The following is a 20,949-nucleotide window of genomic DNA, read 5'->3' as shown; positions in this document are numbered from 1 at the left end:
AACGAAGGCTAAAACCATCACGTCCTGTGATAACGCCTTCGTGACCAACATCGTGTTGGCCCGAGACCCTGGAGCGAGCATCGCCTCATCGGACGCCCCCAGGAAAGCGCCCAGCCGGAACGGAAATCAACCCCACGTTTTGATGGTTAGCCATATAGTAGGGAAAGTTCCAAAATTTTAGCGTCGTTAACAGAACAAAAATATAGTAACTTTATATCTATAGAACTTTTATTATTTTGATAGATTTTTATTATAAATTTATTATTAGAAGAGGGTTTAAATATGTTGTTACGTAAAGTAGCTCCAATAATGGTTGGTTTTAGTATGGCTCTTTGGACGAATACTTCTCTCAATCCAAATAAGTCAGCTCGTACAAAAATAACAAATACACAAAAAACTTTGTCACTATCCAGCTTTCAAAGTGAATATAAAATGAAATGGCATCGAGTAGAGAAGGACTATTCCCAATTTTCCCTCGTAGGAAAACATAATTCCTATGAGGTTGCAGGATATGAAACACGCACTGGGCATAGCGTATTTGGTATTCGTATCGGTGCTAATCGAATAGATGTGAATAGAAAATACGGTCTTCCACTTAGAGACTTTCACTATCAAAATACAAGCTATTTGCTCGATTACAACGATTGTGAAGGCAATACTACACACGGTACCTATTTGATTGATGATCACTATGTTACTTTTTTCTATGATTTACACAAAAACAATATTGTCCGTTCTATTATTTGGATTCATGCCAAAACAGAATTAAGTAAACGTGGTTATTATGGTAAGCCTTCCAATGAGCTACGCACAGGACTTGAAAATTTAATGGTTGATCTTATTAACCATGAGCGGGTTATAGAAGGATTGCAACCGCTCATTTATGACAAAGGATGTAATCCTATTGCTCGGCAGCATAGTAGCAATATGATCACACATCAATTTTTTAGTCATGAAGATCATAAAGGGTATCATTCCAATGACCGCCTCACTACTGGTGGAGTTAATCACTATTGGTATGGCGAAAATATAGCACACGGTCAGCCCAATAGTATATTTGCCCATGAAGCACTGATGAATTCAAAAGGGCATCGTATAAATATTTTAAGAAAAGAATTTACACATATATTTGTTGGTGTCTGCTTTAAAGATAACGGTGCGCCCTATTATACAGTTAACTTCTATTCTAAGTAATTTGAATAGTTGAAGCTTATCGACGATGACCAATATACACAAAAACCTCTATGCAGAAATCTATTGCATAGAGATTTTTTGTATCTTTACTGAAATATGACAGAAAATCGGTCCCCTTCTATAAGTTAATTGGATTAGACCAATCGGAACGAAATCACCTCCGTTACGAAGACAATCCTACATTCTGAATTTTTTTACTTTTAATGTTATTCCGACATATAATTTTCTGACTAATTATTTTATAATAAAATTTAACATAGTCAAGCCATCAATCTTTCTGTTATAATACTGATAATTTATCACCACTCTGTATTAATACAGCGATGGTACATGCTTTTCACAAAATGGGGATTATGAGAAAAGCGCTACAATGCATTCTTGAATACAATGTAGCCTACACAAAAAGGGGTTGGGAGATTTGGGTATTTTAAAGGGGTTAAAAATTCTCGATTTTTCTGCATTACTACCGGGACCAATGGCGACAATGATATTTGCTGATTTAGGCGCAGATGTTATTCACGTTGAATCATCAAAGCGCGTAGATTTAACACGTATTATGCCTCCTTACGACGATGATCATGAGGCGTATATTCATCAACATTTGAATCGTTCTAAAAAGTCATTAACATTAAATTTAAAATCGCCTGAAGCTATCGAAATTGTTAAGTCACTTGTGAAAGAGTACGACATCATTATCGAGGGATTTCGACCTGGTGTCATGCAACGACTCGGTATCGGCTATGACGCTCTAAAAGAAGTAAATCCTAAGGTTATTTATTGTGCTATTACAGGCTATGGACAAACTGGACCATATAGCAATCGGCCAGGACATGACAATAACTATTTATCATTAGCTGGCATACTTGATTATTCACGCCATAAAGATAAAAAACCTGTCTCCATGGGTATTCAGCTAGCTGATATTGCTGGGGGCACGATGCATGCAGCAATTGGAGTACTTGCAGCTGCTTTACATCGTGAAAAAACAGGTGAAGGACAATATATTGATATAAGTATGACCGATGCTGTATTTTCGCTCAATGCTATGTATGGGTCTGCCTATATCGGCGCTGGCCGTGTGCCTCAGCCCGAGCAGGAAATTTTAAATGGTGGCAGCTACTATGACTTTTACAAAACAAAGGATGGCCGATTTTACTCAGTAGGAAGTCTTGAGCCTCAATTCCGCAGATTACTCTGTGAAGCGCTTGATATTCCTGAGCTCATTGATAATACTTTTAATGATTCATACTATACACAAATTCGTTTTAAAGAGGCTGTCCATGATGCGTTCTTATCGAAGACTTACGAAGAATGGCTTGAAGTGTTTAACGAGAGCTTCGAGGGATGTGTCGAACCAGTATTAACTTTTCCAGAAGCATGCGATCATCCTCAGCTCAAAGCTCGTGACATGATTGTTGATATTCCCAAAAGCGACGGTACTATGCAAAAACAAATTGCATCTGCTTTTAAGTTTGACGGTGTTAAACCGCAGTACAAGCATGTCGGTGCTAAGCTAGGAGAGCATAATAAAGAAGTGTTATCTTCACTTGGCTATAGTGTCGAGCAAATCGCGGACTTAAAGGACAAAGGGGTTTTAGAATAATATCGTAGGCCAACTACACGAAATAAAAAGAGTGTCTAATGATGCATGTAAAACACATTAGACACTTTTTTGTATTTCTATTAAACGTGCACTTATAAAAACTCGTAGCTTTTCGAAATGATCGTCAATGAGTAAATACTTTTTATAAATTTCCATTAATTTTTCAAACAGCTCATACTGCTCGGTCACAAATAAAACTTTTAAAATATTAAGCATATGCAAGGATGCACTTTGCGCTACCAAATAGCAAGGCGTTTCTGGTTGACGATAATGTCTGCGCCATTCTTCCACAGACAAGCCGATATGCTGTAATGAATTATTCACATGGAGAGCAATATCCTGCTGAACTGACGCCTCAATCGCAATAAATTGCTCATTACTATAGTTATTCTGTACTAAAGTGGCATGTATTTTTTTATTGGATGCTAGTACATGTTCCTTTAAAAGCAGGAGCCCCCCTTGATAACGCTCCATTTTTACATAATGCTCAAGCAATACTGCATACAAGTTTTCTAAAAAATTTAGTTCATAATTTTTAATAATAGCAGGAGGTGTTGGCTTACGATTTGGCAATAAGTCCTTATATTCCAACAAAATCTCTATCGCGTAATTATTAAGTCTTTCATCTTCTAATAAATACTCACCGTAGTGAATAACAGTTTCATGATTCTGCTCCTGATGTGCTATATGAAATAAAAGATATGCAATCAGAACTTTTTCTTTCTCTGTCAATGCATACATCGAATAGCGCCAATCGGCTTCAAAGGAAGTAATTAGAGCTTTAACACATCGATAATCCCCTTTTGATAAGCGATAGTGCGTTACAATTTGGTAAAGGTGTAACTGTTTTTTTGCCAAGCAAGTCGAATTACAGTTATCCACATAAGTTATACACTTATCCAGAATTTCTCTGTAATTATTCACAAAGTTATCCACATGTACACAAGTTTCTCTTGTGGATTGTTCAATATGACCCATCATTTCATGGATAAATGTGAATTGTTCTAATGGTTTGTGGATAAACAGTGAATAAACCTTTTTCGTGAAAAGCCAATGCCAAAATTGGGCTTCTTCTTTATAAATCATATGCACGAAATATTCATTTTCAAATTTATATAAAAATATTGTTTGTAATTCGTTAACTGGCAATGTAATTTGCATTCGCTTCCCGAAAATTAGCCAGATTAATCGTTCTAAGTCCATTGTATGCTGTGCGAAAAGCTGCTCAAAAAAGGTCTCCTTGCCTTTTTGCGTGTAAAAAAAAGCATCGAGACGTTCATTGACAAATTTAGTATCTAAACCATGCTTGTTAAAAAAAGTTTGCATATCTGTCGTTACACGACCCCAATATTTTCGTGCAGTTGAAAACGCAATATTCATCGCTGTTTCCTCATTCACTAAAAATAAATTCGGTGAAAGTGCAGTACCTAGAATTTTCGGGTCAGCCGGTGAGTCAATCTCTGCCTCTAACCATTTTGAAAGTAATTTCTCAGCACCCTTTTCACCACTTTGTTTATATGTCATGAATAACTGCTCATCACAATCCAACAGCATGCAACTGGAGCCCCCCATCAAATTCAACCAACAAAGATCTTCCCCTATCGTGTAAAATACTTGCTTAAATGTTTTAACACTCTTTCTTCAATATAACAAATCTTATCCAACATATGCTAAAAAAATCGTAATATGCATAAAAGAAATAACAACAAAAGTATTCGTGTAAAATCGACATCTTCAGCTACAACGCATAAAAAAAGCCATCTATAAAGGTCAACTGCCCCTCATAGATGGGTAAAAATTTACTTTGCTGTTTTAAAGCAGAACGGCAAATGAGCTCATTGGAAAATTACTCATAAGTTGGTAGCCCATTTGTATTGTCTCAAACGGCTCATTGCCTACGCTAATCAAAGCTAGCGCGATAGTACGCACAACTAAGAAAGCTATGCATCATTCGCTAATGCAATCGAAAAAAAGCATTCTCACAACAGTAGACGGGCGACCAACAAAATAGTTACAAAAAACCTCCATCAAATTTTTTGAGGGAGGTTTTTCTGCCCCTAAAGCGTAGCGAGACAGAATTTTTTCTGCCCGAAATTGCAACGCATTTTTTCCGCAATTTGCTTAAATTTATTCCTCACCAAAACAAAGGATACTTCCGCGTTTCTCGTAGATTATTTATCACAAGACCAAAAAATACGATAATGAGAGCACCAATAAGGACGGGCATTACTAGATAGCTCCATCCATAGCCTCCTAAAATAATAATAATCGGATTTGCTCCTGCTGGCGGATGAATGATTCCTAATAAGGCCATTAAAAAAATGGTTAAACCTACACCAAGGCTAATTGATACAATGCTCGTCCCCAACAGTGAATACATGATTAAGCCGATGACAGCTGAAATTAAATGACCTCCGATAATATTTCGAGGTTGGGACAATGGTGCATTCCAAACGACAAATACAAGTACACAGCTCCCACCAAGTGATGCCATTAACCATGGTGCCCCTGTATAGTTCGTCAACCAAAGCAATACGGAAATACATATTAATCCGCCGAATGCACCTGTTATGGCATCAGCAAAATTTGTTCGTGAAGGAGCATGTCCCCCACCTTTCATCTTGAATATGTATGTTTTAATAGGGTTTGTTTTTTCTTCCTTGTCCTGCAAACGTACGAAATCTGCCATGATTCACCTTTCTTTCTATCCAAAATTCTATAGAACCGTATCGATTTTTTTATATTCTAAGCTTGTTCTATTATAACAACTACTGAATAGAATTCAATTTCAAAATGTCGAATTTTAGACACATTTTCAAATAGCATCTGACTTTTAGTTAAGTAGTTTATCGCCCTATAACACAAAAAAGCAAACTATGAAATCTTCTAGTTTGCTTTCTTTTCGGGCTTTTCGTTATTCATTTAATCATATTGTTTTTTCACTGGCTTATAAATTTTCGCTTTTTTTAGCACTGTTTTAGGTACTTGGAAGGTTGCTGTTACAACTCCCGGATGACGGCCGATTTCAATCGATCCTGTAATCGTCGCTCGATTCATAACTTCTGGCTCGCTCATCTCAAAAAGCCTTGCAGCACGGCTTATAGCATTAGTTGTTGCCTCATTTAATGATGTTCCAGAGCCAATAATTGATACAGGGAATACTTCCTCCACTTGTTTAACGCCGAATTCCTCCGCAAGCTCACGTGCACGACGTTTTTCTTCCTTTGTAAAAGGTTTAGCCGTATACGGTAAATCCTCTGTATTTGGCAATAAAATAGGGCCATCCAAAGCTACTTTTTGCATTACACTTACCTGAAGTTGAACAATACCAGCAACATCTGTTGTATGTCCTGCAATTTCTCCGTCCCCTTGCATTGCGTGCATATCACCTATATACACACCGCCACCTGGAACCTTTACTGGACAAATAATTGTTGCACCCTCACGAACACGGCTTATATCCATATGTCCATCTGTACGGTGTGTATCTAATTCAGTTTGCGTAAATGCATATTCATGTGGCGCACCAATTAAAAACGAACCAAAATCTCCAGCATTATGGGAGTCTGGCATCGCCTTTGAAGGTGTCGTTCCAAGCTGCCCTAAAAATGGTCGCATTCTTGCCATAACACCAATTAAATCACTTGGTGCTAATGCAACTACAGGATTTTGCACAGAATTTTCAGGTGTACGCATATAATTTTTCGCATCAAGTGCAATACGGCGAGCCCCTTCTCGCCCAACAGTCACACCAATATTACCATTATGATCTAACGCCATAGTATATCCATTCGTCATGTTAAAAGGTGATGTTTCTGTATCACATGTCGAACAGCGAATAGCCTGCCGACCTATCCCTTTGACAACTGTACTAGGATGAAGCTTACCACAGCCTGGACATTTTACTGATACGAACGGATCCCCAATAAATCGATCCAAAATTGCCTCATCGTGCCCAGATGCTGTTGCTATTGATGTTACCTGTATTGATTTAATCTTAATAACAATGGCGTCTCCTACCTCTGCCCCTTCTACAAATACAGGTTTTGTTACTTCATGCCCACCACGAATCGTTGGTGTTAGCATCGGGCCCCAACATCCTGGCGTCGTATTAGCAATAATTGTTCCACCGTCTTTAACAGGTCCTAGCATTTTCTGTTGTGGATCTAAAATACCATCTATGAACTCATTTACGAATAATGTTTCGACGGCTTGCGGCTGTTGTACAAAGTCTTCACTTTGCATTCCTTCTTTTTCTAGCACATGCAATTCGCTTGTCATTTCTTTCGTCACGCTCCTAGTTTTATAGATTTTTGTTAAATTTGATTTCAACGTCTTTAATATGTAATGAATTGTCGATTGTAAAACTTAATTTCGACATCAAGTTCAATAGTTCCTTCCATTTCGAGGAATATGTCAATAATCGTATGTATTAAATAATTTAAATAGCGTTGGAATTCTTCTTTTTCAGTGCATTTTCTCTATGAATAAATGCATGATTTTCGTCCAATAGAATAGCTATTGCTAACATGGAAAATCATGCCATTGATTTTATGTATTTTCAACCATTTATACATAAGAAAGCACAGACTCGTACAAATGTATTGTAAAAGTCTGCACTTTTATTTTGTAATAAAGCTCGATAATTCCTGCCATTTCGTGAAGAATATCGCTAATATGCATTGAGAACATCTGTCTATTTTTTTAATTCAGGTAATGTCTCAATACCTTTTTAAAGTAAGTTTCATTTATAATGAGTCACATAAAGTGAAACTTCAATCGGTGGGCAAATCTCAAGCTTGACGCCCCTAGGAAAGTACCCAATCCGAACGGAAATCAACTCCCGTTATAATGAAGAACCTTTTTTGAGATAATAATAATAAGGAATTGATTATCGGGCCACTGCAAAACTTATTAGCTATACACTATTCTTAAAATTCTAATGACGATAAAATAATAAAGAAGAAAGGACGTGTAAACAATGCAAGAACCAACTATTCTAGTGGTGGATGATGAGGCAGATTTAGCAAACCTTCTAAAAGTCAGCCTACAAAAAGAAGGCTATAAGCAAATTCATACAGCTGGCTCCATTCAAGAAGCTTGGACGAGCTTTCAACAGACACAACCCGATATTGTACTTCTTGATGTGATGCTTCCTGATGGCGAGGGCTACGATTTATGTCGACGTATTCGAGACGTGTCGCATGTGCCTGTGCTTTTCATGTCAGCGAAAAATGAGGAAATCGATAAAATTTTAGGACTTGCGATCGGAGGCGACGATTATATTACGAAACCTTTTAGTCCTAAAGAGGTTGCCTATCGTGTGAAGGCACAGCTTCGCAGAGCTGGTTATCAAACGCAGGAAGCGGCACCAGTAACTTCAACGAAGTCTATTCAAGTTGGTCCATTTTTGCTTAATGGGGATGAAACGGAGGCACATAAGGACGGCGTTTTATTGGAGCTAACAGCAAAGGAAATCGGCTTGATGGCTTGCTTTATGAACAATCCTAATCGAATTTTAAGTAAAGAGACGCTGTTTGAGCGTGTATGGGGAGAGGACTTTTTCGGCTCAGACAATACTGTTATGGTGCATATTCGACGTCTTCGTGAAAAGGTTGAAAAGGATGCATCAAAACCTGTGTATATTACAACTGTAAAAGGGCTTGGCTATAAATTTGGCGTTCCAAAAGAGGCGCAAGGATGAAATGGAAACTAACTGCTAGATTCCTTCTATCTGTGCTGTCTATTGTTATTATTGTTATTTTCGTCAATACGGCCATTTTAATTGGGTTTTTCATTTTCCAACAGGGAACTAATTACGATAATACAACTTCGTATTCAGAGGAAAACTTCGTGCGAGAGTTCCAACAGTATATTGATATAAGTAATGGAACGCCAGCAGTAAGCAAGGATGGACTCCAACAATTGCATCAGCGAAATGCTTGGATCCAATTACTTGATAATAACGGACAGGTCGTTGAAGCCAATTTCGCTCCAGATAAAGCTCCTTCACACTATGCACCGATTGACTTAATTCAAGTTTATAAATATAAAGAATTCGATGTTGATACAACCGTGTATGTGGGAAGTAAAGAAAGTATTAGTTATCTTATCGGCATCAAGGGCAGTGGCGTTACTAGATATGTCACTCATTTTTCTGGCTCATCGGTATTACAGTTTATTGGCAAGTTTGGGTTATTCATTGTCATCGCTGACTTATTAGTAGCTACATTAGTTGGATGGCTTTTCGGTCGTACGTTGACCAAACCTCTACATGCAATGATTGAACGTATTCGTCATTTAAAGAATCGTGAGCATATGCCTAGTAAAATGCCCGGTGGTGTGTACAAACCCGTTTTTGAGAATTTAAATGAGGTATCGAGAGAGCTTGCTGCACATGAGCAGGAGCGTAAAAGATTAGAGATGATGCGCGAGGAATGGATCAGTAATGTCTCACACGATATGAAAACACCTCTTGCCTCCATTCGCGGTTATGCGGAGCTGCTCAATGATGGGAAATTGACTCCTCATGAACAAACAGACTATGCGCAGATTATCGAAAAACAATCATTGCATATGCAGGATTTACTGGATGATTTAAACTTAACTATGCGATTAAGACATCAGCAGCTGCCGCTCAGCTTAACTGAGGTAAATATGGTGCAATTTATTCGCGAAATTGTTATTGATACACTCAATACACCACAATATGAGCAAGCCAATATCGAATTTAATGCAACTAAAGATGTCATCAAGCATCACATTGACGAGCACTTTATGCGACGAGCAGTGATGAATTTTTTACACAATGCATTGCTCCATAATCCTTCTGATGTTTCAGTTAATATTCTTGTTGATGATCATTCTATTACGATTTCTGATAACGGTAACGGCATTTCTGCAGAAGACCTTGAACATATTTTTGAGCGCTATTATCGTGGTACAAATACTGAGCAAACACATGGTACTGGGTTAGGTACTGCTATTGCTAGAGATATTATTGAAGCGCACGGAGGAACTGTAACTATTACCTCTGAAGAGCAACAAGGTACAACTGTCAGCATTCAATTACTAGAAGGAAAAAAGGAGTAGCCCGATACTAGGGACTACTCCTTCTTCTTATTTCTTCATTAACTCCTGTACTTTTGCAGGTAGCTCATGGAATTTTACTTCATCATATGATGTAACTTCCGTTTCTTTTTTTACATAAAGCTTCATGTATGCATCGTGACGTAAATTTTTCTGAGCTGAAAACTTTAATGTTTGCTCTTTACCGTTTTCGTCATAAGCAGGTATCTCGTACCAATATGACTTCCATATTTCACCATTACTTACCTTATATTCCTCTATTTTACCATCAGTAGTGATATGAACATAGTATGCCTCTTTATTTAAACGGTTAAAATCTACGGTCATCAGAACAACAAGACCTGCTACGAACAATAAGAACAATGCTCCTATACCTAAGAAGACCTTTTTCATATTAATTCCCCTGTCTAATAATTTTATAGAATGAACGAACTGTAAAGATATAATATATGCCGTAGATTGCTGAATAAGCAATCATCCACAGTATTACTGGTTTCGTTATATCCATACCAAATAGCTGTGAAAAGGCTAGTAGCGCAAATGCACTATGAACGATGCCGACAACGAGTGGTGCACTAAAGATAACGGCAACCTGCCCTGCAACTGTTTTTAAGATTTGTTTTTTGTTAACACCGATTTTATTTAAAATTGCATATTTAGGCTGATCTTCCTCTGCCTCTGTTAAAACTTTGAAGTAAATGATACTTCCTGTCGCTGCTAAAAATACTAATCCTAAAAAGCTTCCTACAAACAATAGTGATCCTACAGTAGCTAAACCATCCTCATAACTTTGCGGAACACTTGAAAACCCTTCCTGCTGTTCAGTAGATAGTTGTTTGTAAATTTCCTTTGAAATAGCCTGTTGCTTCAAGTCATTATCCATACCAACTACTTGCATTTTAACACCTTCTGCATTTGTTGCAGAGAACACTTTATCATTAACAACGAGGACTGTACCAGCTGGCATAAAGTTTAATACACTCTCTGTATACATTTTATCAACATGGAATGATTCCCCGTTCTCCAACTTAAACTCTTCACCCGTAAAATTATGTGAAAAACGTTCATCGAAGCTTGCATCAAGTAAAACGGTTGAACCATTTGCAATGTGCAGTTCTTCATCTTTCCCCTGCAATTTTGCTAAACGATTATAGTCAGATTCCTTTAATAATGTATATTCAAAAAACGAAAATTCATTATCTACGCGTAAATTTTTCACAGAAAGCGATTCGTTGTACAAGACGTCTTCTTGAGAAAATTTTACCGTATCGCCCTTCCACATAAATGTGTTAGGTAGCATATGACGTACGCTGGCTTCCGCATTGTAATACATTCCGAAAACGCCGCCACCTGCTGTGATCGTTGTCGCACTTAAAATAGCGATGATCGAAAGAGATTTAGCATTTGCTCGAATACGGTACAATAATTGCGATACACCAATTAAATTCAAGCCTTTCCATGACCAAGAAGTTGCTTTTTTCAACGTAGTTAATACAAATACGCTAACACTATGGAATAATAAATATGTCCCTGCAATTGTCACACCTATAACCATTAGTGGAGTACCTAGTACTGTGAAAAATTTCCAAATATTACTCGTGAAGATATCTGAAGACGCTGTATAATAACCAAATGCAAGTAGCGCTGTCCCAAGAATAGCTGCTAATAATGATGCACGTGGAATTTTCTCTCCCTGCTTCTCCGCATGGAACAGGTCAATCAATTTAAATTGATAGATGACACGATAGCCCTGTAAGGATGTGAATAAAAATAGTAGCGTAAAAATCCCTGCTGTATTTACTAGAGCCTCAGTAGAAAATGTTAAACTTCCTACAACCTCATAGCCCATCAAACGTACTAAAATCATTAATAATCCTTGTGACATAAAGAATCCAAGAACAATTCCTAGTACTAGAGAAACAAAACCGATCACTAAATTCTCAAAAAAGAGCATTAAGCCAATTTTCTGCTTACGCACACCTAGTAGCGAGTAAAGTGCTACTTCCTTTTTTCGTTTTTTCATAAAAAACGAATTGGAATACGCCATAAAGATGACGATAAAGAATAATAGCACAACGGATGATGCACTCATCAATCCTTTAATTTGCTGTGATGATTGCTTTAAAGCTGAAAGATCATCATTATATTTCAATGTCACAAACGTAAAGTAGATAACGATACTAAAGACCATCGAGGCGATATATAAAAAGTAGTTCGACAAATTACGCTGAATATTTTTACGCGCTAAACTAAATAACGTCATTTACTCCACCTCCGATGCCAGCAAGCACCTGTAAAATCTCTTGGAAGAATTGCTTTCTTGTTTGAGTACCACGATGAATTTCCCTCGAAAGCTGTCCGTCTTGAATGAATAGAATACGCTGACAGAAACTTGCTGCGAATGCATCATGCGTAACCATCATAATAGTGGACGCTTGAGAATTATTCAAATCACTTAAACTTTCAAGCAAGTCTGTTGCTGATTTTGAATCAAGAGCACCAGTCGGCTCATCCGCAAAAATTAATTTCGGCTCTGTAACTAACGCACGTGATGATGCTGTACGTTGTTTTTGTCCACCTGAAATTTGATATGGATATTTATCTAGTAACTCTTTTATCCCAAACAGTGTAGCTATGCGTTCTACCCTTTCGTTAATTGCCTTTGTTGGTACTTTTGCTATCGCAAGCGGCAGTACAATATTTTCACGAACTGTTAAAGAATCGAGTAAGTTATAGTCTTGGAAGATAAAACCTAGATTGTCACGACGAAAATCTGCTAACTCAGCATCCTTCATGCGCGCTAAGTTTGTATCTCCAATAATGATTTCACCAGTCGTTGGTGTGTCAATTGTCGCTAACACATTTAGTAGCGTCGATTTCCCAGCCCCTGAAGGCCCCATTACACCAACAAACTCTCCTTTTTCTACTTCAAATGATATATTCGATAGCGCTGTAAATGTATTTGCGCCTTTGCCGTAAGTTTTTTCTACATTTTGTACCTTTAATAATGGCGTCATAAACGCTCACCTCTTCTTTCTGACTTTAGTATACGACCCCAAACTTACAACAAAATTGTCGCAAGCTTACAACAACCTTAAATCGTCATCAACCTTCCACATGACATACGTTTTAACAAAATGTCATCCAACTTTTGCGTTTTATCGGAACACTTCTAGGATTTATCACCCAACTTTTAATTTTTATCGATAAACTTTTGCGTTTTATCACCCAACTTCTGAATTTAATCGACATCTACTTTCCAAAAAGCAAAAAAGGATTCACACACAAAACTGTGCGTGAATCCTCTACCTTTATTATGCTAATACTTTTTTTATTTCATCCTCAAAGCTACTTGGCTTATCAGCTGATCCATAGCGTCCAACGACTTCACCATTACGATTCACAAGGAATTTTGTGAAATTCCACTTTACACTGTTGCTGAGAAAGCCTTTTGAATGGGATGTCACATGCTTAAAAATAGGGTGTGCATCCTTACCATTGACCTTCACGATTTCATGCATCGGGAACGTCACACCATAAGTCAAACGGCATTGAGACGCCGCTTCCTCAGCAGTCGCTACCTCTTGCTTAAACTGATTTGATGGGAAGCCAAGAACAACAAGGCCTTCATCCTGATATTTTTTATATAGACCTTCTAATTCTTCAAACTGGGGTGTAAAACCACATTTTGAAGCCGTATTAACAATTAACATTGCCTTGCCCTTATAACGATCTAAGCTATATTCAGTACCATCTTCTAGAGCAACCTGAATGTCGTAAATGCTCATTTCTAATACCCCCTATGTTATAAACGCGCATTTTTTCTAGCAATCTGCTGTAGAGGATCCCAAACACCATTGAATGGAGGCGCGTAGGCTAAATCTAAATCTAGTAGATCTGGTAATGTCATTTTATTGTATAAGGCAGTTGCAAACACATCGATACGTTTATCAACACCTGCAGGTCCAACAATTTGCGCCCCTAACAGCTGTTGATCTCGTTTACGCACAACAATTTTAATAAACATCCGTTGGGCACCTGGATAATAACCCGCAATATGGCGGGCAGATAATTTAAATGCCTCATATTCAAAGCCTAGCTCTTTTGCCTTACGCTCATTAATACCTGTCGTGGCGATCGTTAAATTGAAAAACTTTAAGATTGAAGTACCTACAATACCACTAAACGGCGCAGATTTGCCTGACATATTGAGTCCCGCTAAACGACCTTGCTTATTAGCTGTCGTGCCAAGAGGTACATAATCTAAGCGCTCTTTCACAATATTAAAGTGTGTTGCACAATCTCCTGCAGCATAAATGTTTTCAACAGATGTCTCTAAATGTCGATTGACAATGACTGCACCATTTTTAGCTAGTGCTATTCCTGTTCCCTCTAAGAATTGGGTATTCGGTTTAATCCCCACAGCCATAATGACTAAATCTGTATCAAATGCGCCATTGTCCGTAATAACACGCTCAACACGGTGATTGCCCTCAAACGCCTCTACTTTTGTATTTAGCACAAGCTCGATGTCGTTCTTTTTTGCTTCCTCATGAACATGTTGTGCTAGCTCTTCATCTAGAATTCTTGCAACATAGCTACCTCGTTGAATCAATCTTACTTTTTTGCCGCAAGCATGTATCGTCTCAGCCATCTCTAGCCCAATATAGCCTGCACCTATAATTGTTACATTTTCTATATCTGGCGTTAAATCGGCTAGTAAATTATCTAGCTGAGGTATTGTTTTCACCGTGTGTATACCCGTTAAATCCGAACCCTTTTCCACTGGCATAATAGGATCCGCGCCTGTTGCAATCAATAGCTTATCATAAGGAATTTCAAAGGATTCCCCAGACGACTGTGTTCCAAAAACAAGCTTCTTGTCTACAGCAATTCCGTTAACCTCATGACCAACACGTGCGTCAATACGATACTTATCACGAAACGTTTCTACATCTCTTGCTATTAGACGCTTTGTCGATGAAATACGCCCATCTACAACATAGGGCAAGCCACACTGCCCATATGAATAAATAAAGCCACGTTCTACAGATGTAATCTCTGCTCCTGGTACATTTCGATATATTTCCATTGCTGCTGACATTCCGGCAGCATCTCCTCCGATGATTACGTATTTCATCCAACAATCCCCCTTATTTTTTTCTCGTTGCTAGTAAGCCTGCATAATAGTCCATATACAAACGGCGTCTGCCTCCACTTACGATGACACGTATTACATGAATAGCAATTACCATCGTTAGAACAAAATTCGCAATAAAGGCTAGCAATGTAATGACAATTTGTAATACATAAAATGGTGAATCCATATCTAATTGAATATGGCCTATAGTTGTTATAACCTTCGAAGTACATACTACCACGAGAATAGCGACACAACGGCGCCAAGATTGGCTTACAATACTTTTGCCGTTTTCACTTACCATTGTAAAGCGCATAAACTTCATCCCTAATGTTGCGCCGTTTGTAAAGCTTGGAACAACACCAAACAGCAACATATATAAAGCAATTTTTACTAAAAACTCGAACATACCACTATAACCTGTTACGACACCAACGAAGAACGAAATGATATATGCGATAAATAAATCTATTGCAAGTGCTAACAAAATAGATAATGGCTTGACGATATCTTTTTCGACCATCTCTGCTGCTTTAGCCGCCACCTCTTCATGAGAAGGAAACAGCGCCCACACAACAGGAGCTAAAAAGAATCCTAAAAGTGCACCAACACTGTTAAGCATTAAATCATCCACATCAAAAATTCGATACGCACAATTAAAGATGCCATAAATCCCTGTGTATTGGGTTACCTCATAAAACAATGTTAGCAAAAAGCTAAATAGAAATGCACGTTTCCAGTACTCTCTTTTTTTAAGAAAATAACGCAAGTATACGCCAAAAGGCATGAGCAGTAAGAAATTATAGAATGCCTGATAAAAAGCAGGCTGTTTTGGGATATACATCCACGTTGATGGATTCGTCAAAACAATCCCACTATCCTTTAAAATATCAGTGACAAATTGAAAAGGATGTAAATTATAATGGACTGTACCTGGTGCTTGCAGAGAGCAAGTATCACGTGTTTCCGGGAAAGGTAGCAAAACTAAGCATAATGCCGATAAAAAGTAAAAAATAAATGAGAACATAATAATGGTTTTAGATACAGATAAGTAGCCATATTTCCGATACGTATAAATAAGCCAAGGTACAAATAGTACAAAGGATGAGAAAATGGTTATTAAAAAAGCTACCATAATAGAATGTGAGTAAACTGACATAAAACACCTCTTCGTTTAAAAATCCCCGTTTTTTTATATCTTAAACATAGTTTAGCTCATGAACACAACACGAATATTTCATCAATCTTAAATAATCCTTAATTTAAAAATAAGGCATTCAAAAGATATTTTTGGTCATAAAGTTAAAATTCCGCGTAGACTCCCAGGAGACAAACAAGAGTACGTCAATGTAGCTCGTGCCTGCCCACTGAAAGAAAAGCGGAATTTTACCAAATAAGAATATTAATTTTTGTTTGGAGGATTTTCACACGAGCATACTATGCTTTGGCAATTTCCTCTTTGCAGAATGCTAAAATTTCCTCTAGCTCCTCATCCTCTAATGCAAAATCTAAATACTCACCTTTAGCTTTTTCCAGAATGAAGTAATTTAAAATAAATGGCTCTTCACCTTTTTCAGCAATTAATACACGAAGCTCAATTCCTGCTTCATGATAAAGCTCATCTTCTTCATCAATATCTACATCTAAAATAAATTCATAACGCTTACCTTCAATAATGTTTGTTGGATCTAAAATTTCTTCCATTGAGAATTGTGTAATTTCCATTGTATTATCTCCTTTAAGTTAACCTGTTCTTTTATATATTAAATCAAATTCAGCATGGGTCAACTAGAAAACTCGTATACACTTGAAAGTAATTATGCCAAAATAAAATGAAACTAATTGAGAGACCTGCTTCTCTTAAGAATACTCTATATAAAGGAGGCTTTTTTCTTGAAAGAGCTACTATATTATCAAGATGTTATGCTACGTGAATTTAAAGCAACAATTATCAACAGTGGAACTGATAGAGATGGTCGTAACTACGTGGTGCTATCAAATACTGCATTTTATCCAACAGGAGGCGGACAACCTCATGATACAGGTACTTTAAATGATATCGAGGTCATTGATGTTGAGAAAATTAATGATGAAATTCGTCATTATATTCAAGATGACTCTTCAAGTTTAGCTGGTGAAGTGCATGGACAATTGAATTGGCAACGACGATTTGATCATATGCAGCAGCATGCAGGTCAACATATTTTAACAGCGGCCTTTGTCGAGCTTTTTGATGTACCAACTGTTAGCTTCCATTTAGGTAGTGAGCAGGTCACAATTGATATTGCCATGGACGCCCTAACGGAAGAACAGCTTGTAGCCGCGGAAGCCCGCGCCAATGAAATTATTTTAGAGAATCGTCCAATTGCAACGAAATGGATTACAGAAAAAGAACTTGAAAACTATAGCCTTCGCAAAGAGGTTGCCGTCACAGGAGATATTCGACTTGTTATTATTCCTGATTTTGATTACAACGGCTGTGGTGGCACCCATCCGACATCCACAGGACAAGTAAGTGCTATAAAAATCCTTGGCACAGAAAAAATGAAGGGTAATATTCGCGTCTCCTTTGTCTGCGGTCACAGAGTTTTAGCAGAGCTTGCCATGCGAAAGAAAGTACTAGCTGACGTTGCAAGACAATTAAGTGTACCTGAAGTTGAAGCATCTACAGCACTTACAAAAATCTTAACAACACAGAAAAGTACAGAAAAAGCACTTGTGGCAGCACAAGAGGAACTACTAAATTATGAAGCAAAAGCGCTAGTTTCTAGAAAAAAAAGCATTATTACTGCGGCCTTTACTCAGCGTACGATGCAAGAGCTTCAAAAATTAGCACGGACTGTTGTCGCTGAGCAGACAGACGCTATCGTCTTACTTGTTTCAGAAAATGAAGATAAGCTTCAGTTTGTCGCAGCACGTGGCGCAAAGGTTGAGAAAAGTATGAAGGACATTGCTGCAAAAGTACTGCCACTCGTTAATGGAAAAGGCGGTGGCAGTGATCAGATGGTACAAGGCGGTGGCGAGCGTCTTATCTCTACCGAACAACTATTGGAAGCTATGCAAGAAATACTAAACTAACTTTTCGATAATAAATTACCAAATAGGAGCTGCCCCATTGCTAGGGTAGCTCCTTTGTTCATTCATGCTCATCATCACTTGCTGCACGTTCTATTGCTACTATCTTCCCCCACGATGATTGTTCACAAACATTTGCTCAATTGACGTAATTAATTCCTCAGCAACCTGCATTTATCCACACATTATCAACAATTAATCCACAACTCACCCACAATTTATCGCAATTACATCAAATTGATTCACCTTTTGGATGAAATTAAAAATTTTTCCATAGATACCTGATTATAATTTACTTTTTTTGCTGAATATAAAAAATAGAATAGTTTCTATACATTTTGAGGGGAGGATTTCGATGAGTTCTGAAAAGGATGTTTCACGTCGTGATTTTTTAAAAACAACAGGGATTGCAGCAGGTACATTAGTCGGCGGTGGATTAATAGGAGGGCTTGTAGGCTATAACATGCCTGGTAAAGGAACTGCCACGCTAGAACATGGTCAGCATGGAACTGCTACTGAAGAGACTGGCTCGCCAAAAGCTAAAATGTTTTTTATGAATCAACGAGATTTTAATATTTTAGCAAATGCTACTGAACGTATTTTCCCTGAGGATGATTTAGGTCCAGGAGCAAAGGGCTTAGATGTGCCTTACTTTATCGATCATCAGCTAGCAGGGCAATACGGCAGTAATTCTAAAGAATATATGCATGGTCCATTTGGTGAGGGTGCCCCAACACAAGGTTATCAGAGTCGTTTAACCCGTGCGGAAATTTTTAAGCAAGGTGTTCAAAAGTTAGAGTCGGAGGCACAGAATCGCTTTAAAAAGAGCTTTAATGATATAGATGCTAAGCAAATGGATGAAATTTTAACTGCCTTCCAGAAAGGTGACGTGCAAATGAGTGGTGTCACATCTGCTTTCTTCTTTACTTTATTACGTGCAGCAACATTAGAAGGCGCTTACTCTGACCCTATATATGGCGGGAATCGCAATATGGATGGTTGGCGTATGAAAGGCTTTCCTGGTCATCAAATGGCGTATATTACTCAAATCGAAGATCCGAAATTCCAAAAAATTGAGCCTAATTCATTAGGCAGCCACTAATATAAGGGGGTTAGAAAATGGCAACAACATTACCAGGTGTAGACGTTGTTACAGTCGGGGTAGGTTGGACTGGCGGCATTGTCGCTGCAGAGTGCTCGAAGGCAGGCTTAAAGGTCGTTGGTTTAGAGCGCGGACAAAAACGCGGCACAGAAGATTATATGACGATCCATGACGAGTATCGTTATGCAATTCGTTATGATTTAATGCAAAATCTTTCAAAGGAAACTGTAAGCTTCCGTAATAATCGCAATATGAAGGCATTGCCTATGCGTCAGCTCGGTTCCTTTTTACTTGGTGAAGGGCTTGGCGGCTCTGGCACACACTGGAACGGTATGACGTATCGCTTCTTACCCTATGATTTTCAAATTAAAACATTAACAGATAAACATTATGGTCCGAAAAAGCTTGGACCAGATTATTTATTACAGGACTGGGGATTAACTTACGATGAACTTGAGCCCTATTTCGACAAATTCGAAAAAACGGCAGGTATTTCCGGAGATGATAAAAATCCATTTAGCGGAAAACGTTCAAATCCATATCCAACTGGGCCTATGAAAATGACTCCGATGCTTACGCAGTTTGAAACAGCTGCAAAAAAATTAAAATTATCACCTTACATGGTACCTTCTGCAAACGTATCAGAAGTTTATAAGAATCCTGACGGTGAAACGATTAATGCTTGTCAATATTGCGGCTTCTGTGAGCGCTTCGGCTGTGAATATGGCGCCAAATCATCTGCAGAGATTACTGTTGTTCCTACTGCATTAAAAACAGGTAAATTTGACTTACGCTATAATTCCAATGTTGTTGAAATCTTAAAGAAAGGCAATAAAGTAACTGGTGTCCGATACATCGATACGATATCTGGTGAAGAATTTATTCAACCAGCAAACGCTGTTGTACTCACTAGTTATGTCTTTAATAATGCCAAGCTATTGATGGTCTCTAACATTGGAGAACGATATGATCCGGCTACTGGAAAAGGGACACTTGGAAGAAACTATTGCTATCAAATATTACCTGGAGCAGCAGGATTCTTTGATGAGCAATATAACACATTTATGGGTGCAGGTTCACTCGGTATGAGTATAGATGACTATAATGGCGATAATTTCGATCATAGTGACTTAGATTTTATTCACGGCGGAAATATAGCTCTAACACAAACAGGTGCACGCCCTATCGGCTCGAACCCAACACCTCCTGATACGCCAACATGGGGATCAGAATTTAAAAAACAATCTATTCATTACTATACACGCTCATTCGGGATTGGTGCACAAGGTGCTTCGATGCCACATAAAGAAAATTATTTGTCTCTTGATTCTACGTATAAAGATGCTTACGGCTTACCTCTAATACAGTTAACGTACAACTTTACGGATCAGGATCGCGCACTTCATAAATATATTTCAGCACGTGCAGCTGACATTATGAAAGAAATGGGCGCCAAAACTGTTGTCCCAAATGCCGAAATCACTGATTACAATATTGTACCGTATCAAACAACCCATAATACAGGTGGAACAGTTATGAGCTTAAAGCCAGAGGATGGCGTTGTGAATAACTACCTGCAGCATTGGAATGTAGAAAATCTTTTTGCTGTGAGTGCCGGAAACTTTGCACACAATAGTGGCTATAATCCAACTGGTACTTTGGGGGCGCTAGCCTATCGCTGCGCAGAGGGTGTTGTGAAATATAGCAAATCAGGTGGTTCCTTAGTATAACTTCTTTCAGCGGGTG

17 protein-coding genes are annotated in these 20,949 nt (G+C 38.1%); 7 read left to right on the top strand and 10 right to left on the bottom strand.

Annotated features, from left to right (window positions below; genetic code table 11):
• The first annotated feature begins 282 nt into the window (after window positions 1–282).
• Both ACIQLB_RS18105 and ACIQLB_RS18100 read left to right on the top strand, forming a co-directional pair.
• Window positions 283–1,194, top strand: a complete 912-nt coding sequence (locus ACIQLB_RS18105) for a CAP domain-containing protein (protein WP_400728771.1) — start codon at window positions 283–285, stop codon at window positions 1,192–1,194.
• Between the two features lie 418 nt (window positions 1,195–1,612).
• Window positions 1,613–2,797, top strand: a complete 1,185-nt coding sequence (locus ACIQLB_RS18100) for a CaiB/BaiF CoA transferase family protein (RefSeq protein WP_400728768.1) — start codon at window positions 1,613–1,615, stop codon at window positions 2,795–2,797.
• A gap of 57 nt (window positions 2,798–2,854) precedes the next feature.
• Here ACIQLB_RS18100 and ACIQLB_RS18095 read toward each other — a convergent pair whose 3' ends face one another.
• The 3 genes from ACIQLB_RS18095 to ACIQLB_RS18085 form a co-directional block, all read right to left on the bottom strand.
• Window positions 2,855–4,351 (bottom strand): hypothetical protein, encoded by a 1,497-nt coding sequence (locus ACIQLB_RS18095; protein ID WP_400728765.1) that lies wholly within the window; start codon window positions 4,349–4,351, stop codon window positions 2,855–2,857.
• Window positions 4,352–4,931: 580 nt separating this feature from the next.
• On the bottom strand, window positions 4,932–5,486 hold the full coding sequence (locus ACIQLB_RS18090) for an HPP family protein (RefSeq protein WP_400728762.1): 555 nt from the start codon (window positions 5,484–5,486) through the stop codon (window positions 4,932–4,934).
• Window positions 5,487–5,719: 233 nt separating this feature from the next.
• Window positions 5,720–7,078, bottom strand: a complete 1,359-nt coding sequence (locus ACIQLB_RS18085) for an acetamidase/formamidase family protein (RefSeq protein WP_400728759.1) — start codon at window positions 7,076–7,078, stop codon at window positions 5,720–5,722.
• A 700-nt stretch (window positions 7,079–7,778) separates the two neighbouring features.
• On the opposite strand from ACIQLB_RS18085, the gene ACIQLB_RS18080 reads away from it, so the two are divergent.
• Together ACIQLB_RS18080 and ACIQLB_RS18075 are read left to right on the top strand one after the other, a co-directional pair.
• Window positions 7,779–8,501 (top strand): response regulator transcription factor, encoded by a 723-nt coding sequence (locus ACIQLB_RS18080; RefSeq protein ID WP_400728757.1) that lies wholly within the window; start codon window positions 7,779–7,781, stop codon window positions 8,499–8,501.
• Entirely contained in the window at window positions 8,498–9,889 is a 1,392-nt protein-coding gene (locus tag ACIQLB_RS18075; RefSeq protein WP_400728754.1) for a sensor histidine kinase, read from the top strand. Before ACIQLB_RS18080 ends, ACIQLB_RS18075 begins: the two co-directional genes overlap by 4 nt.
• 27 nt (window positions 9,890–9,916) lie before the next feature.
• On the opposite strand, the gene ACIQLB_RS18070 is transcribed toward ACIQLB_RS18075, so the two are convergent.
• From ACIQLB_RS18070 to ACIQLB_RS18040, 7 genes are all read right to left on the bottom strand, one after another.
• Entirely contained in the window at window positions 9,917–10,279 is a 363-nt protein-coding gene (locus ACIQLB_RS18070) for a YxeA family protein (RefSeq protein ID WP_400728751.1), read from the bottom strand.
• 1 nt (window position 10,280) lies between these two features.
• A complete protein-coding gene (locus tag ACIQLB_RS18065; RefSeq protein WP_400728748.1) occupies window positions 10,281–12,149 on the bottom strand; it encodes an FtsX-like permease family protein in 1,869 nt (622 codons plus the stop codon).
• Window positions 12,136–12,903 carry an ABC transporter ATP-binding protein gene (locus tag ACIQLB_RS18060; RefSeq protein ID WP_400728745.1) on the bottom strand — a complete coding sequence of 256 codons (768 nt, stop codon included), beginning with the start codon at window positions 12,901–12,903 and terminating at the stop codon, window positions 12,136–12,138. Before ACIQLB_RS18060 ends, ACIQLB_RS18065 begins: the two co-directional genes overlap by 14 nt.
• Window positions 12,904–13,200: 297 nt before the next feature.
• Complete coding sequence (locus ACIQLB_RS18055; RefSeq protein WP_400728742.1) at window positions 13,201–13,674, bottom strand: glutathione peroxidase; 474 nt, start codon at window positions 13,672–13,674, stop codon at window positions 13,201–13,203.
• A 17-nt stretch (window positions 13,675–13,691) separates the two neighbouring features.
• The gene (locus tag ACIQLB_RS18050) at window positions 13,692–15,026 is read right to left on the bottom strand and encodes an FAD-dependent oxidoreductase (RefSeq protein WP_400728739.1); all 1,335 of its coding nucleotides are present in this window, start codon (window positions 15,024–15,026) and stop codon (window positions 13,692–13,694) included.
• Between the two features lie 13 nt (window positions 15,027–15,039).
• Window positions 15,040–16,185 carry a VanZ family protein gene (locus ACIQLB_RS18045; protein ID WP_400728736.1) on the bottom strand — a complete coding sequence of 382 codons (1,146 nt, stop codon included), beginning with the start codon at window positions 16,183–16,185 and terminating at the stop codon, window positions 15,040–15,042.
• 278 nt (window positions 16,186–16,463) lie between these two features.
• The gene (locus ACIQLB_RS18040) at window positions 16,464–16,751 is read right to left on the bottom strand and encodes a DUF6509 family protein (protein ID WP_370045435.1); all 288 of its coding nucleotides are present in this window, start codon (window positions 16,749–16,751) and stop codon (window positions 16,464–16,466) included.
• A gap of 168 nt (window positions 16,752–16,919) precedes the next feature.
• On the opposite strand from ACIQLB_RS18040, the gene ACIQLB_RS18035 reads away from it, so the two are divergent.
• From ACIQLB_RS18035 to ACIQLB_RS18025, 3 genes are all read left to right on the top strand, one after another.
• Complete coding sequence (locus ACIQLB_RS18035) at window positions 16,920–18,104, top strand: alanyl-tRNA editing protein (protein ID WP_400728732.1); 1,185 nt, start codon at window positions 16,920–16,922, stop codon at window positions 18,102–18,104.
• Window positions 18,105–18,456: 352 nt separating this feature from the next.
• Window positions 18,457–19,203, top strand: a complete 747-nt coding sequence (locus ACIQLB_RS18030) for a gluconate 2-dehydrogenase subunit 3 family protein (protein ID WP_400728728.1) — start codon at window positions 18,457–18,459, stop codon at window positions 19,201–19,203.
• A 17-nt stretch (window positions 19,204–19,220) separates the two neighbouring features.
• Entirely contained in the window at window positions 19,221–20,933 is a 1,713-nt protein-coding gene (locus tag ACIQLB_RS18025; RefSeq protein ID WP_400728725.1) for a GMC family oxidoreductase, read from the top strand.
• Window positions 20,934–20,949 lie beyond the last annotated feature (16 nt).

It is taken from the genome of Lysinibacillus sp. NPDC092081 (assembly GCF_044755845.1).
GTDB lineage: Bacteria > Bacillota > Bacilli > Bacillales_A > Planococcaceae > Lysinibacillus.
Note: the sequence above shows the minus strand (reverse complement) of the source record. Positions and strands in the feature narration are given on the sequence as shown.

Coding starts and splice junctions, on each gene's coding strand:
- ACIQLB_RS18090 (WP_400728762.1), bottom strand. CDS start 5,486: ATGGCAGATTTCGTACGTTTGCAGGACAAGGAAGAAAAAACAAACCCT.
- ACIQLB_RS18075 (WP_400728754.1), top strand. CDS start 8,498: ATGAAATGGAAACTAACTGCTAGATTCCTTCTATCTGTGCTGTCTATT.
- ACIQLB_RS18025 (WP_400728725.1), top strand. CDS start 19,221: ATGGCAACAACATTACCAGGTGTAGACGTTGTTACAGTCGGGGTAGGT.
- ACIQLB_RS18060 (WP_400728745.1), bottom strand. CDS start 12,903: ATGACGCCATTATTAAAGGTACAAAATGTAGAAAAAACTTACGGCAAA.
- ACIQLB_RS18065 (WP_400728748.1), bottom strand. CDS start 12,149: ATGACGTTATTTAGTTTAGCGCGTAAAAATATTCAGCGTAATTTGTCG.
- ACIQLB_RS18080 (WP_400728757.1), top strand. CDS start 7,779: ATGCAAGAACCAACTATTCTAGTGGTGGATGATGAGGCAGATTTAGCA.
- ACIQLB_RS18030 (WP_400728728.1), top strand. CDS start 18,457: ATGAGTTCTGAAAAGGATGTTTCACGTCGTGATTTTTTAAAAACAACA.
- ACIQLB_RS18085 (WP_400728759.1), bottom strand. CDS start 7,078: ATGACAAGCGAATTGCATGTGCTAGAAAAAGAAGGAATGCAAAGTGAA.
- ACIQLB_RS18050 (WP_400728739.1), bottom strand. CDS start 15,026: ATGAAATACGTAATCATCGGAGGAGATGCTGCCGGAATGTCAGCAGCA.
- ACIQLB_RS18095 (WP_400728765.1), bottom strand. CDS start 4,351: ATGCTGTTGGATTGTGATGAGCAGTTATTCATGACATATAAACAAAGT.
- ACIQLB_RS18045 (WP_400728736.1), bottom strand. CDS start 16,185: ATGTCAGTTTACTCACATTCTATTATGGTAGCTTTTTTAATAACCATT.
- ACIQLB_RS18105 (WP_400728771.1), top strand. CDS start 283: ATGTTGTTACGTAAAGTAGCTCCAATAATGGTTGGTTTTAGTATGGCT.
- ACIQLB_RS18040 (WP_370045435.1), bottom strand. CDS start 16,751: ATGGAAATTACACAATTCTCAATGGAAGAAATTTTAGATCCAACAAAC.
- ACIQLB_RS18070 (WP_400728751.1), bottom strand. CDS start 10,279: ATGAAAAAGGTCTTCTTAGGTATAGGAGCATTGTTCTTATTGTTCGTA.
- ACIQLB_RS18055 (WP_400728742.1), bottom strand. CDS start 13,674: ATGAGCATTTACGACATTCAGGTTGCTCTAGAAGATGGTACTGAATAT.